General features: G+C 50.1%; 15 protein-coding genes. 2 read left to right on the top strand and 13 right to left on the bottom strand.

Annotated elements, in window-relative coordinates; all coding sequences use genetic code 11:
* Positions 1-159: 159 nt before the first annotated feature.
* From pgm to ACUVOF_RS13770, 5 genes are all read right to left on the bottom strand, one after another.
* Positions 160-1752 (bottom strand): phosphoglucomutase (alpha-D-glucose-1,6-bisphosphate-dependent), encoded by a 1593-nt coding sequence (gene pgm, locus ACUVOF_RS13790; protein WP_447044915.1) that lies wholly within the window; start codon positions 1750-1752, stop codon positions 160-162.
* Positions 1753-1859: 107 nt separating this feature from the next.
* On the bottom strand, positions 1860-3206 hold the full coding sequence (gene glmM / locus ACUVOF_RS13785) for a phosphoglucosamine mutase (protein WP_447044914.1): 1347 nt from the start codon (positions 3204-3206) through the stop codon (positions 1860-1862).
* 141 nt (positions 3207-3347) lie between these two features.
* Complete coding sequence (gene glmS, locus ACUVOF_RS13780) at positions 3348-5201, bottom strand: glutamine--fructose-6-phosphate transaminase (isomerizing) (RefSeq protein WP_447044913.1); 1854 nt, start codon at positions 5199-5201, stop codon at positions 3348-3350.
* Between the two features lie 206 nt (positions 5202-5407).
* A complete protein-coding gene (locus tag ACUVOF_RS13775) occupies positions 5408-6013 on the bottom strand; it encodes an RES family NAD+ phosphorylase (protein WP_447044912.1) in 606 nt (201 codons plus the stop codon).
* A gap of 1 nt (position 6014) precedes the next feature.
* On the bottom strand, positions 6015-6809 hold the full coding sequence (locus ACUVOF_RS13770; protein WP_447044911.1) for a hypothetical protein: 795 nt from the start codon (positions 6807-6809) through the stop codon (positions 6015-6017).
* Positions 6810-7199: 390 nt separating this feature from the next.
* Between ACUVOF_RS13770 and ACUVOF_RS13765 the strand changes: the two genes are divergently transcribed.
* Entirely contained in the window at positions 7200-7604 is a 405-nt protein-coding gene (locus tag ACUVOF_RS13765) for an antitoxin Xre-like helix-turn-helix domain-containing protein (RefSeq protein ID WP_447044910.1), read from the top strand.
* A 10-nt stretch (positions 7605-7614) separates the two neighbouring features.
* The gene (locus ACUVOF_RS13760; RefSeq protein WP_447044909.1) at positions 7615-8307 is read left to right on the top strand and encodes an RES family NAD+ phosphorylase; all 693 of its coding nucleotides are present in this window, start codon (positions 7615-7617) and stop codon (positions 8305-8307) included.
* 435 nt (positions 8308-8742) lie between these two features.
* Here ACUVOF_RS13760 and pseI read toward each other — a convergent pair whose 3' ends face one another.
* The 8 genes from pseI to cysQ all read right to left on the bottom strand — a co-directional run bounded on the left by pseI (position 8743) and on the right by cysQ (position 15780).
* Entirely contained in the window at positions 8743-9792 is a 1050-nt protein-coding gene (pseI, locus tag ACUVOF_RS13755; protein ID WP_447044908.1) for a pseudaminic acid synthase, read from the bottom strand.
* 13 nt (positions 9793-9805) lie between these two features.
* Complete coding sequence (pseH, locus tag ACUVOF_RS13750) at positions 9806-10354, bottom strand: UDP-4-amino-4,6-dideoxy-N-acetyl-beta-L-altrosamine N-acetyltransferase (RefSeq protein WP_447044907.1); 549 nt, start codon at positions 10352-10354, stop codon at positions 9806-9808.
* A gap of 22 nt (positions 10355-10376) precedes the next feature.
* Positions 10377-11495 carry a UDP-2,4-diacetamido-2,4,6-trideoxy-beta-L-altropyranose hydrolase gene (gene pseG, locus ACUVOF_RS13745; protein WP_447044906.1) on the bottom strand — a complete coding sequence of 373 codons (1119 nt, stop codon included), beginning with the start codon at positions 11493-11495 and terminating at the stop codon, positions 10377-10379.
* Positions 11495-12199, bottom strand: a complete 705-nt coding sequence (pseF, locus tag ACUVOF_RS13740; protein WP_447044905.1) for a pseudaminic acid cytidylyltransferase — start codon at positions 12197-12199, stop codon at positions 11495-11497. The genes pseG and pseF overlap by 1 nt, the downstream gene beginning before the upstream one ends.
* Complete coding sequence (gene pseC / locus ACUVOF_RS13735) at positions 12196-13356, bottom strand: UDP-4-amino-4,6-dideoxy-N-acetyl-beta-L-altrosamine transaminase (protein ID WP_447044904.1); 1161 nt, start codon at positions 13354-13356, stop codon at positions 12196-12198. The genes pseF and pseC overlap by 4 nt, the downstream gene beginning before the upstream one ends.
* Positions 13357-14355 (bottom strand): UDP-N-acetylglucosamine 4,6-dehydratase (inverting), encoded by a 999-nt coding sequence (pseB, locus tag ACUVOF_RS13730; protein WP_447044903.1) that lies wholly within the window; start codon positions 14353-14355, stop codon positions 13357-13359.
* A 348-nt stretch (positions 14356-14703) separates the two neighbouring features.
* Positions 14704-14946 (bottom strand): hypothetical protein, encoded by a 243-nt coding sequence (locus ACUVOF_RS13725; RefSeq protein WP_447044902.1) that lies wholly within the window; start codon positions 14944-14946, stop codon positions 14704-14706.
* A 60-nt stretch (positions 14947-15006) separates the two neighbouring features.
* The gene (cysQ, locus tag ACUVOF_RS13720; RefSeq protein ID WP_447044901.1) at positions 15007-15780 is read right to left on the bottom strand and encodes a 3'(2'),5'-bisphosphate nucleotidase CysQ; all 774 of its coding nucleotides are present in this window, start codon (positions 15778-15780) and stop codon (positions 15007-15009) included.
* Between the last annotated feature and the right edge of the window lie 40 nt (positions 15781-15820).

Genomic DNA, 15820 nt, shown 5'->3' with positions numbered 1-15820 from the left:
GTTGTCACTCAGTAAGCTTTACATCACTAAACAGCAGGTTTTATTCCTCTAAAACCAGCAAGCTTTAAGCCAATAAATGTCCTCCAGCCGTTAATTTAATACTAAATAACAACATAGCGAGCAATATGAATCTTCTGGTACTTCCTAAAATTTCTGGCACTAGCGCAACACACCGGCCAATAACCCTTTGGCGTTTTCGATCAGTTCGTCCAGGTGCTGTTCGCCTTTGAAGCTTTCGGCATAGATTTTATAAAGCGACTCAGTACCACTTGGGCGAGCGGCAAACCAACCGTTCTGCGTGGTGACTTTAATCCCCCCGATAGCTGCACCGTTACCTGGTGCCGCCACCAGCACCGCCGTGATAGGGTCGCCTGCCAGCGATTTTTCCGTGATGCTTTCAGCATTCAGGTTTTTAAACGCCGCCTTCTCTTCGGGCGAACAAGCCGTATCCACGCGCTTATAAAAGGGCTCGCCAAATCGCTCGGTAAGCGTACGGTAATACTCGCTGGGGGTTTTGCCGGTGACCGACATAATTTCCGCTGCCAACAAACACAGCACAATGCCATCCTTGTCGGTTGACCATGCCTTGCCATCACGGGTCAGCAGACTAGCACCCGCGCTCTCTTCACCACCAAAGGCCAACCAGCCTTCGTGCAGTCCATCGACAAACCACTTAAAGCCCACCGGCACTTCATAGAGCTCACGCTCGTGGGAAGCCACCACACGGTCTATCATCGAAGAGGACACCAGGGTTTTACCCACTTTTAGCGATGCGGCCCACTCCGGGCGATGGGTAATCAGGTAATCAACGCACACCGCCAGAAAATGGTTCGGATTCATCAAACCATTAGCATCCACAATACCGTGGCGGTCGGCGTCGGGGTCGTTACCAAAGGCAATATCAAAACGATCTTTAATCGTTAACAGATTCGCCATGGCTGCTGAGCTTGAACAATCCATGCGGATCTTGCCATCGTGATCCGGCGGCATAAAGGCAAACGCCGGGTCAATCGCGGTATTCACTACCTCGATATTCAGCTTGTAATGGGCAGCTAAGGCCTGCCACACCGGCAAAGCCGTACCCCCCATCGGGTCAACGCCCAGCGTCAGGTTGGCTTGTTGGATAGCACCTATATCGATCACATCCGCCAGTTGCGCGACATAATGGGCGGCGAAGTCATACGCCTGGGCATAAGCAATTGCTTGCTCAACCGGTACGGTTGGTACATCTACTAACTCACGCAGCAAGTAAGCATTGGCGCGCAATTCTATCCAGCTGGTGGCATCGGTGTCCGCTGGGCCGCCGTGGTGCGGGTTGTACTTAATACCGCCATCTTCAGGGGGGTTATGGGAAGGCGTGATGATTAAGCCATCCGCCAGTGCTGCGCCAGACCCCGCCGGATTTTCACGGCGATTGTGCTGTAAAATGGCGTGACTGACCAAAGGGGTAGCGGTGTAGCCATGCCCTTTCTCAACGAAAACGGGCACATCGTTAGCGGCTAACACTTGTAGCGCGCACTCCCAAGCAGGCCGGGAAAGCGCATGGGTATCAAAGCCTAAAAACAGCGGCCCTTGGTAGTCCACTTGGCGCCGATAATCGACAACGGCCTGGGTAATCGCGAAAATATGTGATTGGTTAAACGTACGCTCAATAGAACGGCCACGGTGACCGGAGGTGCCAAACGCTACGCGTTCCTTTGCTTCGTTAGCACTCGGTTTTTCATCATAAAAAGCCTTCGTGACAACATCCATTTGCGTCTCCCTTGCTTTCATTATCCACGTATTTTGCTTTCATTAGCCACGTTTTTTGGGTGCGTATTTCAGCCTTAGCTCGTTAAAACACAACTAGTTTAAACCCACTAACCTGTACTACTCAGTGAGTCTGCTATTTGTTCCGCGCAGTGCTGCGCTTGAACCGCATCGACAGCTTCCACCATCACACGTATCAATGGCTCAGTACCAGACTTACGCAGCAACACGCGGCCATCTTGCCCTAATTGTTCTTCTACCTGTGCGACAGCTGATTTGACCTGCGCCGAATCCAGTGGGTCCTTACCTTCCTGGGCTTTAATGCGTACGTTGATCAGCGTTTGGGGAAGCTTATGCATCCCCTGCTTGCCATCAAACAGTATCGTGCCTTGCTGTAACAAACAGGTAAGTACACGAAGCGAGGCAATGATGGCATCCCCTGTCGAGGCATGATCCAAGCTCAGCAAATGCCCAGAGCCTTCGCCGCCTAGCCGCCAACCGGTCGCTTTGAGCTGTTCCATTACGTAGCGGTCGCCTACCTTGGCGCGAAGAAAAGGAATCTCCAACCTCGCTAACGCCTGCTCTAAACCCAAATTGCTCATCTGAGTGCCCACCACACCGCCGGTATAACCAGATGCTTTGGCGTCTTTCGCCAACAGGTACAAAAGTTCATCCCCATCGACCACCGTGCCGGTATGGTCGACCATCATTAAACGGTCGGCATCGCCATCTAAGGCAATGCCCAAGTCAGCCTGGTGCTCTAACACCACTGCCCTTATGCTCTGCATCGAGGTAGCGCCGCAGTGCTCGTTAATATTCAAGCCATTGGGGCTTGCGTGAATGCTAATCAGCTCTGCGCCCAGTTCGCTATACACCGCTGGTGCCACTTTATAAGCGGCACCATTGGCAGAATCGACGACGATTTTTAGGCCGTTAAGGTTTAAATGCCCCGGCAGGTTTGCTTTGCAGTATTCGGTATAACGGCCGGCGGCATCATCAATACGGCGCGCTTTACCCAATTTTTCAGAGCTAACGCAGGTCATCCCGCCATCCAGGGCGACCTGCAACCAGTGTTCGATTTCCTGCTCTTGAGCGTCTGTAAGCTTATGGCCGCCCTGAGCAAAGATCTTAATGCCGTTATCATCGAAGGGGTTATGCGATGCGCTGATAACCACCCCTGCATCGGCCCGAAAGGTAGAGGTTAAATAAGCAACGGCCGGTGTCGGCAGCGGCCCAACCAAGGCAACATTCACCCCCGCCGCGGAAAAACCCGCTTCCAATGCGGATTCCAGCATGTAGCCGCTGGCACGGGTATCTTTACCAATCACGACCTCCCTGGCCCCTTCAGCACCTAATACTTGCCCCGCGGCCCAGCCAAGCTTCATAGCAAAATCGGCCGTCATCGGGAACTCACCCACGCGACCACGTACCCCATCCGTGCCAAAATATTGTCGCATTCTTAAAAAGCCTGAATTATGAATAGTAAATAGTGAGTGGTGAGTGGTGAGTGGTGAGTGGTGAGTGGTGAGTGGTGAGTGGTGAGTGGTGAACAGAAGGATTACGATTCACGCCTCACAATTCTCGACTCACCGTGTCATTTACTCTACCGTCACACTCTTCGCTAAGTTACGCGGCTTATCCACATCGGTGCCTTTTACCAAGGCCACATGGTAGGAAAGCAACTGGAGCGCTACCACGTGCAATACCGGCGACAGCAGCCCGTAATGCTCCGGCATTTGTAAAACATGCACACCGTCGGAGGCTTTCACCGCACTGCCGCCATCGGCAAACACATAGAGCTGGCCGCCACGGGCGCTCACTTCCTGCATGTTGGCTTTGAGCTTTTCCAGCATTTCGTCGTTGGGGGCCACCACCACGACCGGCATCTGTGCATCCACCAATGCCAAGGGGCCATGCTTTAACTCACCTGCCGGGTAGGCTTCGGCATGAATGTAAGAAATTTCTTTAAGCTTAAGCGCGCCTTCCAACGCAATCGGGTAATGCCGCCCACGGCCTAAAAACAGCGCATGGTGTTTATTGGCGAAGTGATTCGACCACGCTTGAATGCTCGGCTCTAACGACAACACTTTATCCACCGCGATGGGCAAGTGGCGCAGCTCATCCAGGTAGGCCTTTTCATCATCTTCGCTTAAGCGTTGGTTGGCTTTCGCCAGCAGCAGTGTCAACAAGAACAGCGCACTGAGCTGGGTGGTAAACGCTTTGGTCGACGCCACCCCAATTTCGGGGCCGGCACGGGTAATAAAGCGCAGCGCGGTTTCACGCACAATGGCGGATTCCGGTACGTTGCAGATTGCTAAGGTATAGGTATGCCCTTGCGCCTTGGCGTGGTGCAGCGCGGCCAGGGTGTCGGCGGTTTCGCCGGATTGGGAAATAACCACCACTAACTGCTTAGGATTCGGCACGCTTTGGCGGTAGCGGTACTCGCTGGCAATTTCGACGTTGCAGGCAATGCCTGCCACTTGCTCGATCCAGTACTTAGCGGTCATGCCTGCATAACTGGAGGTGCCGCAGGCAATAATCAGCACGGAATCGACCTGGGGGAAGATATCGGCCGCCTCGGCGCCAAAGATACCGGGCTGCAGTACCCCTGCCCCGCTAATCATTTCCAGCGTATTGCTTAGCGCCTGGGGCTGCTCGAAGATTTCTTTCTGCATGTAGTGGCTGTAATCACCCAGCTCTACCGCATTAGGGCTCAGGCTAGACGTAATCACTTGGCGCTGCGCAGGCTGGCCTAACCGATCGACCAAGGTAATCGACTCCCGCGACAAACGGGCGATATCACCGTTTTCGAGGTACATCATGCGCTTGGTTACCGAGAGTAGCGCCGAGGCATCCGAGGCGGCGTAGTGGCCATCTTCGGCAACACCCAGCATCAGCGGCGAGCCCTCGCGGGCCACCACGACGCACTCGGGTTCTTCTTCACTGATCACCGCCAGCGCAAAAGCGCCTTTTAAATGCCCCACGGCACACTGCACGGCGGAAAACAGGTTTTCCGCCGGTTCGCCAATTTGGCCTTTAAAGCAGGCTTGAATCAGGTGGGCAATGGTTTCGGTGTCGGTGTCGGAGGTAAATGCATACCCCAACCCTTGTAGCTGTTCGCGCAGCGCTTCGTAGTTTTCAATAATGCCGTTATGCACGACCGCCAAACCAGCGGAGATATGGGGATGAGCATTGCGCTCGGCGGGCACGCCGTGGGTCGCCCAGCGGGTATGAGCAATGCCGACCCGGCCGTTAATGCCTTCTTGCGCGACCTTAGCGGCCAGTTCAGCAACACGCCCTTTGGAACGTGCGCGCTGCAAGCCGCTCACCCCATCGCTTGCTAACAGCGCCAACCCCGCCGAATCGTAGCCGCGATACTCTAATGTTGCTAACCCCTCGAGTAGAAAGGGAGTGCTATCCTTTGCGCTAACCGCGCCGACAATGCCACACATAAATTCCCACCGGCAGTGAAAGTTTAAAATTCAAGCTCAATGTATATTATTGTAACCAGCAAAGCGAGATATGCATAATGAGTGCCTAAACAGAAACGCTTTGCCTGGCTTGGCGCTGTCAGGGGTTTAAGAAAGTAGGTCGTGATTTCCGCCGTTACGACCTGCTAGCCAATACGGTTACGTCAGTCGGTAATGCGGATTTCTGATCAAATAACGCCCCACTTGAACTCATCTTCCAGAATTTCTAGATACTGATTGTCATCCAGCTTGCCGCATCCCCCTTCCCCAATATCAGTCCCTACATCGAATAGCGCCAAACAGGTTTCATCGATTTTATGGCGAGAACGGTACAATATACCGGCAAGGTTCAGCTCCACCGCATGCGAGGCCCAAGCCGGCGAAAATTTGTAAGGCGGGAATAAAGACTCATCGTAATCCCCCAAAATGGTGGCATCGAGCCTGTAGCGACCAAGGTGGGCAACGGTGAAATCCAGCACAGTGACAGAATTGCGCAGCACCAACTCATACATGCCGAGTTGTCGTAGCGCTGACAACGATGAAAACATTTCCGCTTCATCAAGGTGCGCCACATTTCGGCAAACTGATTCAGCCAGAGCGCCAATAGGTGACTCAGCCATATAGCAAACGCCGGGCTTCCCACCGATGGGTGTCCAACGGTTTTGGGAACACCCGGAATAGAATACAGCTGAATCATACTCTGTACCGCTGACCCGATAAAAACAGGTGCCCAGGTCGATGGTTTTTATGGGTATTGATTCGAGTGTGTCCTTATCCTCCGGAAACCGAGCCATCCTATGCCCTCTGCTGCATATGGACTCTGGCAAGATTCAACACCCGATCGATTTGGCCACGCTTAAGCAAGTTGAGTGGGGTATCGTCGCTGCTGGCAGGTTCATGTCGTACTAACAGGAAGCGAATTAACTCTTCCGCATCCCATGCTGCGGCTTCAGTGAGCAGTTTCGAGAGACCAGGTAACAGCCGACTTCTACTTTCATCGAACTGGAAACGAGGAAAACTCAAATCACCGGAAGCCGTACGCCGCGCAATCAGGCTCCCTCTTTGAGCGCGTTTCCGGACAGCCTCTTCGGTAGTACCGAGAAATTCAGAAACCCACCGGGAAGAGACTGAGCCACCAGCATCCTCAATTAATTTCTGGAAACGCTCAGCACCCTTGAGTCTCAGCCGATCCACCCTGTCAATCTGAGTGTCATCAAGGGAGGCTCGCGCCAGCCCTGCAAGAAGTTTTGGATCAGATGAGCGCAACAGTAGATCCACAGAATCAGACGGCAAATAGCCCACCTCACGGGATATGGCTTCAACCCCCCTTAAAACAAGCTCCGCTCGAGCACGAAATGCTTTGACGCCCTTGGTTATGACACCGCGCCTGACCACTTTGCCAGTAATGTGTACCTTTGCTTCAGGAGTGCGTACGTTCAGCGTTTCACCGTCTTTAAAAGCCTTTATCTCTTCCGAATAGTAAGGCCGAAGAATGGCTTCAACTTGCTTCAAAGCACGATCAAAGTCTTCCTGAACTTCAGAAGCACTTTGATCCACTCGTTTTCCGGGCTGGTTCGTCACTTTAACCATGGCTAATATGTCCTGTGCGTCTGACAAATACAGTATAGTCCGCGCTGGACATAGCTGCAAAAATGTTCAGTCGGAATATTCCCGCTCACATAAATTCACGCAAGGCAGCAGACACTTCGCCCACAAGCAGGCCGGAAATCAAGGTTACTCCGTAACCAACAGATGAAAAACAAGCAAGTCACCTTAGCCTAAAATAGCCATGAGTCCCTATGAAAACTCCACAGCCCTAGCTAACACAGAAATTCTCCAAATAGACAAAATTAAAAAAAACCTCTATATTGAGACTAACAATAAACGATGGTAATAGATGGAATGGTGATAAATAGACAGACAGTGATAAATAGATAGAACGAAAATAGATAGAACGATGCGCACGAAGGAGAACGCGCTATGAATGTAGCCACAGCAGAAAAATCACCCACCCTGGTCCGCAAAATGGGGGCTAGCGGCCTCAAGGCAGCATTTAATATCCTTGAAAAGTGGGGCTGCAGTACGGAGCAGATGCAGGCGATTCTGCGGCTACCCAAAGCGACGTTTTACAAATATCGTAGCCACCCAGAAAGTGCTCGCCTGGATAAAGACCAGATCACGCGCATCAGTTATTTACTCAATATTCACCAAGCGCTGCGAATTGTGTTCGACAATCCAGAAAACGTGTATGGCTTCATGGCAAAGCATAACCACAACCCTTACTTCAATGGTAGGACACCGTTAGGGGTTATTGAGAGTGGCGACTTCGCTGCGTTATACGAAACGTTTAAACGGATTGACACCCTTCGCGGAGGCCTATGGTGATAGGTGACTGGTGACGCACTTACAACTCCCTACGATTAGCCTGCTTAAAACACGGGGATTCCGGCTAATCAACTCCAAACTGCCCCCTATTGATATATTCAATGACGTGGCAAGCTCAGAAGAGTTTGAAGACCTCTATGCCCTGCAAGCCCTGACCAACCCTCGGCTCAAACAAGAGACCGGTGACTTGAACTATATTGACTTAAAGGATATCCCCTGGGGCATTGCTGGCTGCCATTATGCGGCGGCTCCATTTACGCATGTGACGCCAGAAGGAAGCCGCTTTAGTAACGGCGACTACGGTATGCTTTATATGGCCGATACCATGGCGACGTCGCTTGCAGAAGTCACTTATCACCAAGGCCGATATCTTGCCAATATTGAAGACCTGAAATTTGACCGCTTAACCTTCCGCGGGCTTGCCTGCACGTTCACGGGGGATGTACTTAACGACGCCACCAACCTCCCAGCCAATCATGCTATTTATCATACTGATGACTATTCTGCCGCCCGCGCACTGGGTAGCCAGCTGCGTAAAAGCGGTTCAGAAGGTATTCAGTACCGATCCGTTCGTAACCCAAACGGCACCTGCTGGGGGCTATTTACCCCACGCAACGTGCAAGCGATTGTCCAGACAGCACATTATGAATTTATTGTGCGCGAAGGAAAAATCGTCGACCGAAAGAAAGTGGCGAGCGTATAAATGCGTCGTATTGTAAATATCAAAGCGACGCATTCAGAAAGCCATGCTTAGCCCTGCTGGCTTAATGCCCCCATACCTCAAAAGGGGAGTTGAGTCTAAAGTATCGGAAGCTGCACCGGTAGCGCCTGCAAACCGCGCACAATCACGTTATGCGCCGCTTTATCCGCTTCGGTTAGAGGGCTTTTGTCTTCTTTCTCTTCGATACTGTACTCACAACCATAAAGCACTGTTCAAGACAAACCGATGACGACATGTAAAAACAGGGGATGATGATGCTATTTTCTGTTCGCCAATTTGATGAGCATTATGCGGCAACCGCTAAGGCGGCGCAGCCGCCCTAGCTGAATGGCTCTACCATTTCGCTCTTGGCAAGTTTGCGGGGTTACAGTAACGGCGCCATTTAACACGCCGACATGCCACACATAAAAAATCTCGTTATTCAGAAATAGAAGACGCTTTCACTGGCGTATTTAGCTCAACATCGTATGCCACCTTCTTGCCAATAAGGCTATTGAGATACTTAGGTGGCAAACCATAGCCAGGACGAACGCTGCGTACTGCGTCTTCGGTAATGATATCACCCGCTTTCAGCGCTTTAACAAAATAGAGAGAGCGACGGAATTGTGCATTACCTTGTTCACTTGATTTACGCCCGTAATCAACTGTACCAAGCGCTTGCCAAGCCGTTTTCGTGTCTCTACATAGCGCGGCTAATTCAGCGGGCTCCAGTGAAAAAGTGTCATCTGGCCCCCCACCTTTACGGTCCAGCGTAAAATGCTTCTCAATGATACTTGCACCGAGTGCGACACTGGTAATAGCGGTCGTATTATCCAAGGTATGATCCGAAAGGCCTGTTACTTTCCCGAACTGTTCAATCATGTTGGGAATAGTACGCAGGTTGTATTCTTCAGCGGGCGCGGGATAGCCACTGACACACTGCAAGATGGCAAGTTGCTTGCAACCTGCATTAACTGCCGCGTCAATGGCTTCCTGAATCTCTTCTGCGTTAGCCATGCCCGTAGAGATAATCATAGGCTTACCCGTTTTAGCGACGTACTCGATTAAAGGCAAGTCGACTGCTTCAAAGGAAGCGATCTTATAGGCGGGTGCATCGAGGTCTTCCAACAAATCAACGGCGGTTTTATCAAATGGCGAGCTAAAGATTGTAATCCCAACGTTACGCGCGTGCTCAAATAACGGTTTATGCCACTCCCAGGGCATGTGCGCTTCTTCATACAACTCATAGAGCGTGCGCCCATCCCACAATCCACCTTTTATTTTAAAATCATCGTCATTCGAATCTAAAGTAATCGTGTCGGGACGGTAGGTTTGTAGCTTTACGGCATCAGCACCGGCTTTTTTAGCTTCATCAATAATTTTCAGAGCGGTTTCAAGCTTTCCATTATGGTTAGCCGAGATTTCAGCAATGATGTAAGGAGAGTGGCCCAAGCCGATATCTCTTCCATTTATCTGGATACTAGGCATGATGTACTCCCCTTCAGTTATGTGAGGTTAGCTTAAGAAAAATGGCTTCCCGTTCTTTCTGCCATTCCGAATGCAGGATGCCTAACCTAATAACATCACAGTAATTCTCTTCATGAAGGTGTTGGTCTCGTAACACCCCCTCTATACTAAAACCGAATTTTTTATGCAGATTGACAACGGGTTGATTAAAATCCAAAACCTCACAGTGAAGCTTATGCAGTTTTAACGCTTTAAAAGCATATTCAAGGGCGAGATATTCCATGCGAGAACCCGTGCCGCGCGGCGCCTCAGGGGAGGCATAAAATGCCCAACTGGCATTCTTATCCTTGTTACTAATTTGAGTAAAAGCCACCACACCAAAGGGTGTGTTTTTATATTCATATATAAAATACTGCTGATCTTCACGGCTGCCTACATTTTTCCACCAGGCCAAATGTTCTTCTAACGATATCTCATGGCGCGTATACATATTTCTACGGACCGCAGGGGCGTTGCGCCAATTTAAAATGGTTTGCAACTCATCTTCCCTAATGTCCCTCAATACACCTAACTCATTTTCCATAAAAAGCCTTGCTAATATAGCCCTATAAAATAGCCGAAATTACTTTTTCAACACCATTTCCCACTACAAGTGAAGAAGCATTATTGGACATTTTTTTTAAAGCATAAGGCGTCAAATGTTCAATTGCATTGGGTAAGCCAGATGCAATAGCGTCAATATCACCCAATAGTTTTGCTGCTCCCAGAGAGTCTAGCTTTTCCGCTACCTCACGCTGGTTTTCGGCAAGTACTACCATCAACGAGGGCAACCCAAGGCAACAGCGTTCCCACGACGTACTTCCCGCAGCACCAATGGCGAGGTCAGCATTCGCCATTAGCTGCGCTATATTATTAACATTAACCAATACATTAGTTGGGTAAGGTAACGTTGATGCCGTTTGCTGTACATCAGCTAGCCAAGGGGCTGTAGCGCCCATCACCACATCGATTTCAAGGCCTGGGGGTAAAGCGCAATTGTGTAAAGCTTCTAAAACCAAACCAGTCGCATTGTCTTTATCCACCCCGCCAAGACTGACTAAAAGCTTTTGAATACCGTGCTGCCCCTGGCGCTTCGACAAACTCACTTCTCGTAAAGCCGCAAATTCAGGACGCAGCAAAGCAAACTCAGTGCCTACCAGGCATTTGCAATACTCAGGCACTAAATGAGTGTAATCATCGACGCTATGCCCGAGATTCTGGTCGAGTAATACATTGGCACGATGCGGCCGGTCGGCTAAATCATCTATTACCAGCAAACGCGCATTACGCGGGCAGGTTTCTGCTTCCCATTTCTGATCTAATGCATAGTGGTCCACGATCAACCAGTCAGGCGATAATTCAGCCAGATAAGACCGGCACGCATCAGCGTCTTCTTGCCAGGGTACGCCTAGCCAAGGGGCATGACATGGCTCGCTATTGTCTTGGGATATCTGATACTCTTTTGCTGAAGTAGGTGCAGCCAGGCGATGTACTGTAAAGCCCTGTTGTTCGATTGAATCAATCAAGTTGCCGGGATGCTCACGGCATAGAAAATGGCACTTGGCACCGGTTTCGCGCAGCGCTTTCGCCAGTGTTAAACAGCGCATCACATGACCGGTGCCAATCTGCAGAGAGGCATCAACACGGAAGGCAATATGCACAACACGGTTCGTCTCAATGCCCATCAATCATCCTTGGTTTGTTGAGCGTCCCACGCTTTAAAGAGCCATTCTGCGCGCTCCCAATCTTCCAACGTATCGATATCCTGAACACGATGGCGCGGTAATTTGACAGGTACAGAATGCTGAGAAAATATCGGCAGTTCATTGAGCCATGCCTCGGCACGCCCCCAATAAAACTGCCCTGCGTCATGCCATGCTTCCTCTAAATCCTGGGAACGCGTGTTGAAATGCTGGGGATGAAACATTTCCACTTTCCCCTGTTTCGTCATGCGTAACGCACGCTGGATGGGAAACGCATAGCTGGTCACCGAGAAAGCATAATCAGCATTCTCTTCATTCAAGGCTTTTAAACCTGCCTGCAAATCATCAGGACGAACAAAGGGCGCGGTGGCATAAAGGCAACATACTGCCTCAGGGCTAACCCCTTCAGACTTTACCCAATTAACGGCATGCGCAATAACAGGCAGCGTGCCGCTGTAATCATCGGACAGCTCAGCAGGGCGTAAAAAAGGCACTTTGGCACCGCACTCAATGGCTACCTGGGCAATTTCATCGTCATCCGTAGAGACAATCACGCGGTCAAAGCAACCACTTGCCAGTGCCGCTTCAACAGACCAGGCGATCATCGGCTTACCGCAGAAGTTACGGATATTTTTGCGCGGAATACGCTTACTCTCGCCCCGCGCAGGAATGATCGCGATATTCAAACAGAAAGACTCCGTTCTAAAGCATTCAAGACATCATTCTGATCGTCATGCGTCATCGTAGGATATAACGGTATGCTTATGGCCTCAGCATAATATTGCTGGGCATTTTCCAAGGCATCATACTCAATGCCAAGTGACTGGTAGTCAGGCTGCTCGTGGACGGGAATATAGTGAAGATTAACGCCAATCCCCGCTTCACGAAGCTGCTCGAATACGGCCCGGTGACTAACATTCACTTTATCCAAGGCTACGCGAATGACATAGAGATGTCGGCCAGAATAACTATCCGGGTGTTGCTTCGGGAGTGTTATTGGCAAATGCGCGAGTAGTTCGTCATATCGTTGAGCAAGCGCATTTCGGGTAGCCACGTACTCATCAAGGCGTTCCATTTGCGATACGCCTAGCGCCGCCTGCAATTCGGTCATTCGATAATTGTAGCCAAGCGTCACTTGCTGATAATACCAAGGACCATCGGCCGCTTTTGTCATCAAGTCAGGGTCGCGAGTAATACCGTGACTACGCAGCAGATCCATTTTGTCGGCAAGTTTTTTGTTATTGGTTAGCGCCATGCCACCTTCAGCTGTGGTGACGATCTTGACCGGATGAAAACTGAAAATAGTGATGTCGCTATAACGACCCGACCCGATGTACTCATCCTGATACTTGCCGCCAATCGCATGCGAAGCATCTTCAATGACATGAAACCCATAGCGCTGTGATAGGGCATGGATCGCCTGCATATCACACGGCTGGCCGCAAAGGTGAACAGCGACAACCACTTTGGGTAGGTTGCCGGCTTTCTCGGCGCTGACTAGTTTACGCTTAAGCGCTTTAGGGCAAAGGTTGTATGTTTCAGAGTCAATATCAACGAAATCGACCTGGGCACCGCAATAACGGCCACAGTTAGCCGACGCCACAAAGGTGATGGGGCTGGTCCAAAGCCAATCGCCTTCTTTAAGTTCAAGTGCCAGGCAGGCAATATGCAGCGCCGACGTAGCACTATTGACGGCCAGTGCATATCCTGCCCCCACTTTATCGGCAACCGTTTTTTCGAAACGAGGCACAACAGGCCCTTGCGTCAAAAAATCAGATTTTAATACCGCTACAACCGCTTCAATATCCTGGGGCTGAATATCCTGGCGTCCATAAGGGATCATTTAGATCGCTCCAATTTTTTCCCAGTTTTGCTCGATCCACTCTTTGAGATCGGCATCACTCATCCATTCTGGGTTGTTATCACTAGAATAAACGAAACCTTCGGGGACCTTTTTGCCATCTTTGATGCGGTTGGCATCTTTATCCCAGCTATTAATCTGCGGCAAAATCTTAAAATGTTCGGGATATTCGTAGGTGTAATAGGCATCTTCAGAGCTAATCATTTGCTCGTGCAGTTTCTCACCAGGGCGAATACCGACCACTTCCTGTTTTGCTTCTGGAGCAACCACACGGGCCAGATCGGTGACTTTCATAGAAGGGATTTTCTTGACATAAATTTCCCCGCCTTCCATATCTTCAAAGGCGTGCCATACCAGCTCAACACCCTCTTCCAACGAAATCATGAAGCGCGTCATGCGGTCATCAGTGATAGGCATGACGCCTTTATCGCGAATTGATAAGAAAAAGGGAATGACCGAACCACGTGAACCCATCACATTACCGTAACGCACTACGGCAAAACGGGTTCCGTGCCCACCCGCATAGGAGTTACCTGCCACGAAGAGCTTGTCTGACGTCAGTTTCGTAGCACCATACAAGTTGATTGGACTGCTGGCTTTATCAGTTGAAAGCGCCACTACTTTTTTGACGCCCTTATCAATGCAGGCATCGATAATATTCATTGCACCGATAACATTCGTTTTGACGCATTCAAACGGATTGTATTCAGCCGTGGGAACAATTTTCGTGGCAGCAGCGTGAATTACGTAGTCCACACCATCCAGGGCTCGGTACATACGCTCACGGTCACGTACATCCCCTATGAAGAAACGTACACGTTCCTCGCCCTGGAAAAGCTTCGCCATTTCCCATTGCTTCATTTCATCACGTGAATAAATGATGACTTTTTTTGGGTTATACTTGGCCAAGACCATCGGCACAAATTTGTGACCAAATGAACCGGTACCGCCTGTTACAAGAATAGTAGCATTATCAAACATCTTATATTTTCCTGAAGGCCTGGCAATTAACAGTCATTAAAATCAAAATACGCGACTAATCAAACAAATCGGTACTTACCAATAAAGATATTTTAAAAAAATATTGAGATTATCAAGCTTATTATAATAATTTTCCCATTTACTTAATTTCTCTCATTCAAAAAAATAACGTTCAACGCTAAATAAATATTCGAACCACAAGAATCACAGCAGAAGCAATATCTTCTGCCTAATAACAAGTGATAGGCGTTTAACCGCCAATTCTACGTGCCATTATTACGCTTTTTGCGAGGTTTCGTGGCTTATCTACATCGGCACCTCTTCCAAGGCCACATGATACGAAAGCAACTACAGTGCCGCAACGTGCAAGACCCGCGACAGCAGCCCACTGACCTTAAAATAATAGTGCTCCGACATTAGCGAGACATGAACGCATTCGGAGGGTTTCACGGCACTGCTGCCATCAGCAAACACATAGCGCTGACCGACACGGGCGCTGACCGCCTGCATGTTGGCTTTAGTCAGCAGAAAAATCAGTCGAAAAGCGCGCTTAGCTGGAGGTTTTGGTGTCAGTATCAAAGGTAAATTCAAACCCCAAGCCATGCAGCTATGCGCGCAGCACTTCGACATTTTCAATAATGACGTTATTTGTTAATGCCCCCAAACGACAAAATGCGGGTTGAGCTTTTCACTAGGGTTGGCGTAGCTAAGCGTCTCGCCTTCTAGTGTTTCCACCCGACCACCCGCATAAAGTACCACCGCATGGGCAGCGCCGGTATCCCATAAGCAAGTGGGCCCTAACCGAGGGTAGGCGTCAGCGTCACCTTCAGCGATTAAGCACAGCTTTAACGAACTGCCCAAGGGCAGCATGGTGTGCTCACCCAGTTGTTCTAGCCACGCAGCTAAACCCGGATTTGGGTGAGAGCGGCTACCCATTACGCGCCATGCAGTACCTGGTCTAGGTTTACCAGCAACGGTAATGGCCTTGCGCTTGCCATCGGCTTCAATTTTATATGAGCCCAAGCCTTCTGCCGCCACGTAGGCGATATCCAGCACAGGTGCAGTGACTACGCCAAGAACCGGTTTGCCGTTTTCAATCAGCGCAATATTGACCGTGAATTCACCGTTGCGCTTAATAAACTCCTTGGTGCCATCCAACGGGTCGACTAACCAGTAGCGGCCCTCAGCGTCGGTACCTGTAAAGCTTTCAATGTCTTCTTCTGAAAGGATCGGAAACTGTTCTGGCAATGCCTGCAACCCACGCACAATCACATGGTGCGCCGCTTTATCCGCCTCGGTCAGGGGGCTTTTGTCTTCTTTCTCTTCGATGCTGAAGTCACGTGCATAGACACTCATGATGACATCGCCGGCTTCATGGGCAATGCGCTCAACGGCATCTAATAGGGCTTGATCAATAACCGCCATATCCTACTTCCTCTATAAAACGAAATCCCTCAATAAAAAA

The organism is Vreelandella sp. H-I2 (assembly GCF_052959335.1).
The sequence above is the reverse complement of the archived record's forward strand: the minus strand, read 5'-3'. Positions and strand labels throughout refer to the sequence as shown.

Excerpts from the sequence above, each read along its gene's own strand:
- glmM (WP_447044914.1), bottom strand. The coding sequence starts at position 3,206 with ATGCGACAATATTTTGGCACGGATGGGGTACGTGGTCGCGTGGGTGAG.
- pseB (WP_447044903.1), bottom strand. The coding sequence starts at position 14,355 with ATGTTTGATAATGCTACTATTCTTGTAACAGGCGGTACCGGTTCATTT.
- pseI (WP_447044908.1), bottom strand. The coding sequence starts at position 9,792 with ATGCCTAGTATCCAGATAAATGGAAGAGATATCGGCTTGGGCCACTCT.
- pgm (WP_447044915.1), bottom strand. The coding sequence starts at position 1,752 with ATGGATGTTGTCACGAAGGCTTTTTATGATGAAAAACCGAGTGCTAAC.
- ACUVOF_RS13765 (WP_447044910.1), top strand. The coding sequence starts at position 7,200 with ATGAATGTAGCCACAGCAGAAAAATCACCCACCCTGGTCCGCAAAATG.
- ACUVOF_RS13770 (WP_447044911.1), bottom strand. The coding sequence starts at position 6,809 with ATGGTTAAAGTGACGAACCAGCCCGGAAAACGAGTGGATCAAAGTGCT.
- pseC (WP_447044904.1), bottom strand. The coding sequence starts at position 13,356 with ATGATCCCTTATGGACGCCAGGATATTCAGCCCCAGGATATTGAAGCG.
- ACUVOF_RS13775 (WP_447044912.1), bottom strand. The coding sequence starts at position 6,013 with ATGGCTCGGTTTCCGGAGGATAAGGACACACTCGAATCAATACCCATA.
- pseH (WP_447044907.1), bottom strand. The coding sequence starts at position 10,354 with ATGGAAAATGAGTTAGGTGTATTGAGGGACATTAGGGAAGATGAGTTG.
- cysQ (WP_447044901.1), bottom strand. The coding sequence starts at position 15,780 with ATGGCGGTTATTGATCAAGCCCTATTAGATGCCGTTGAGCGCATTGCC.
- pseG (WP_447044906.1), bottom strand. The coding sequence starts at position 11,495 with ATGGGCATTGAGACGAACCGTGTTGTGCATATTGCCTTCCGTGTTGAT.
- glmS (WP_447044913.1), bottom strand. The coding sequence starts at position 5,201 with ATGTGTGGCATTGTCGGCGCGGTTAGCGCAAAGGATAGCACTCCCTTT.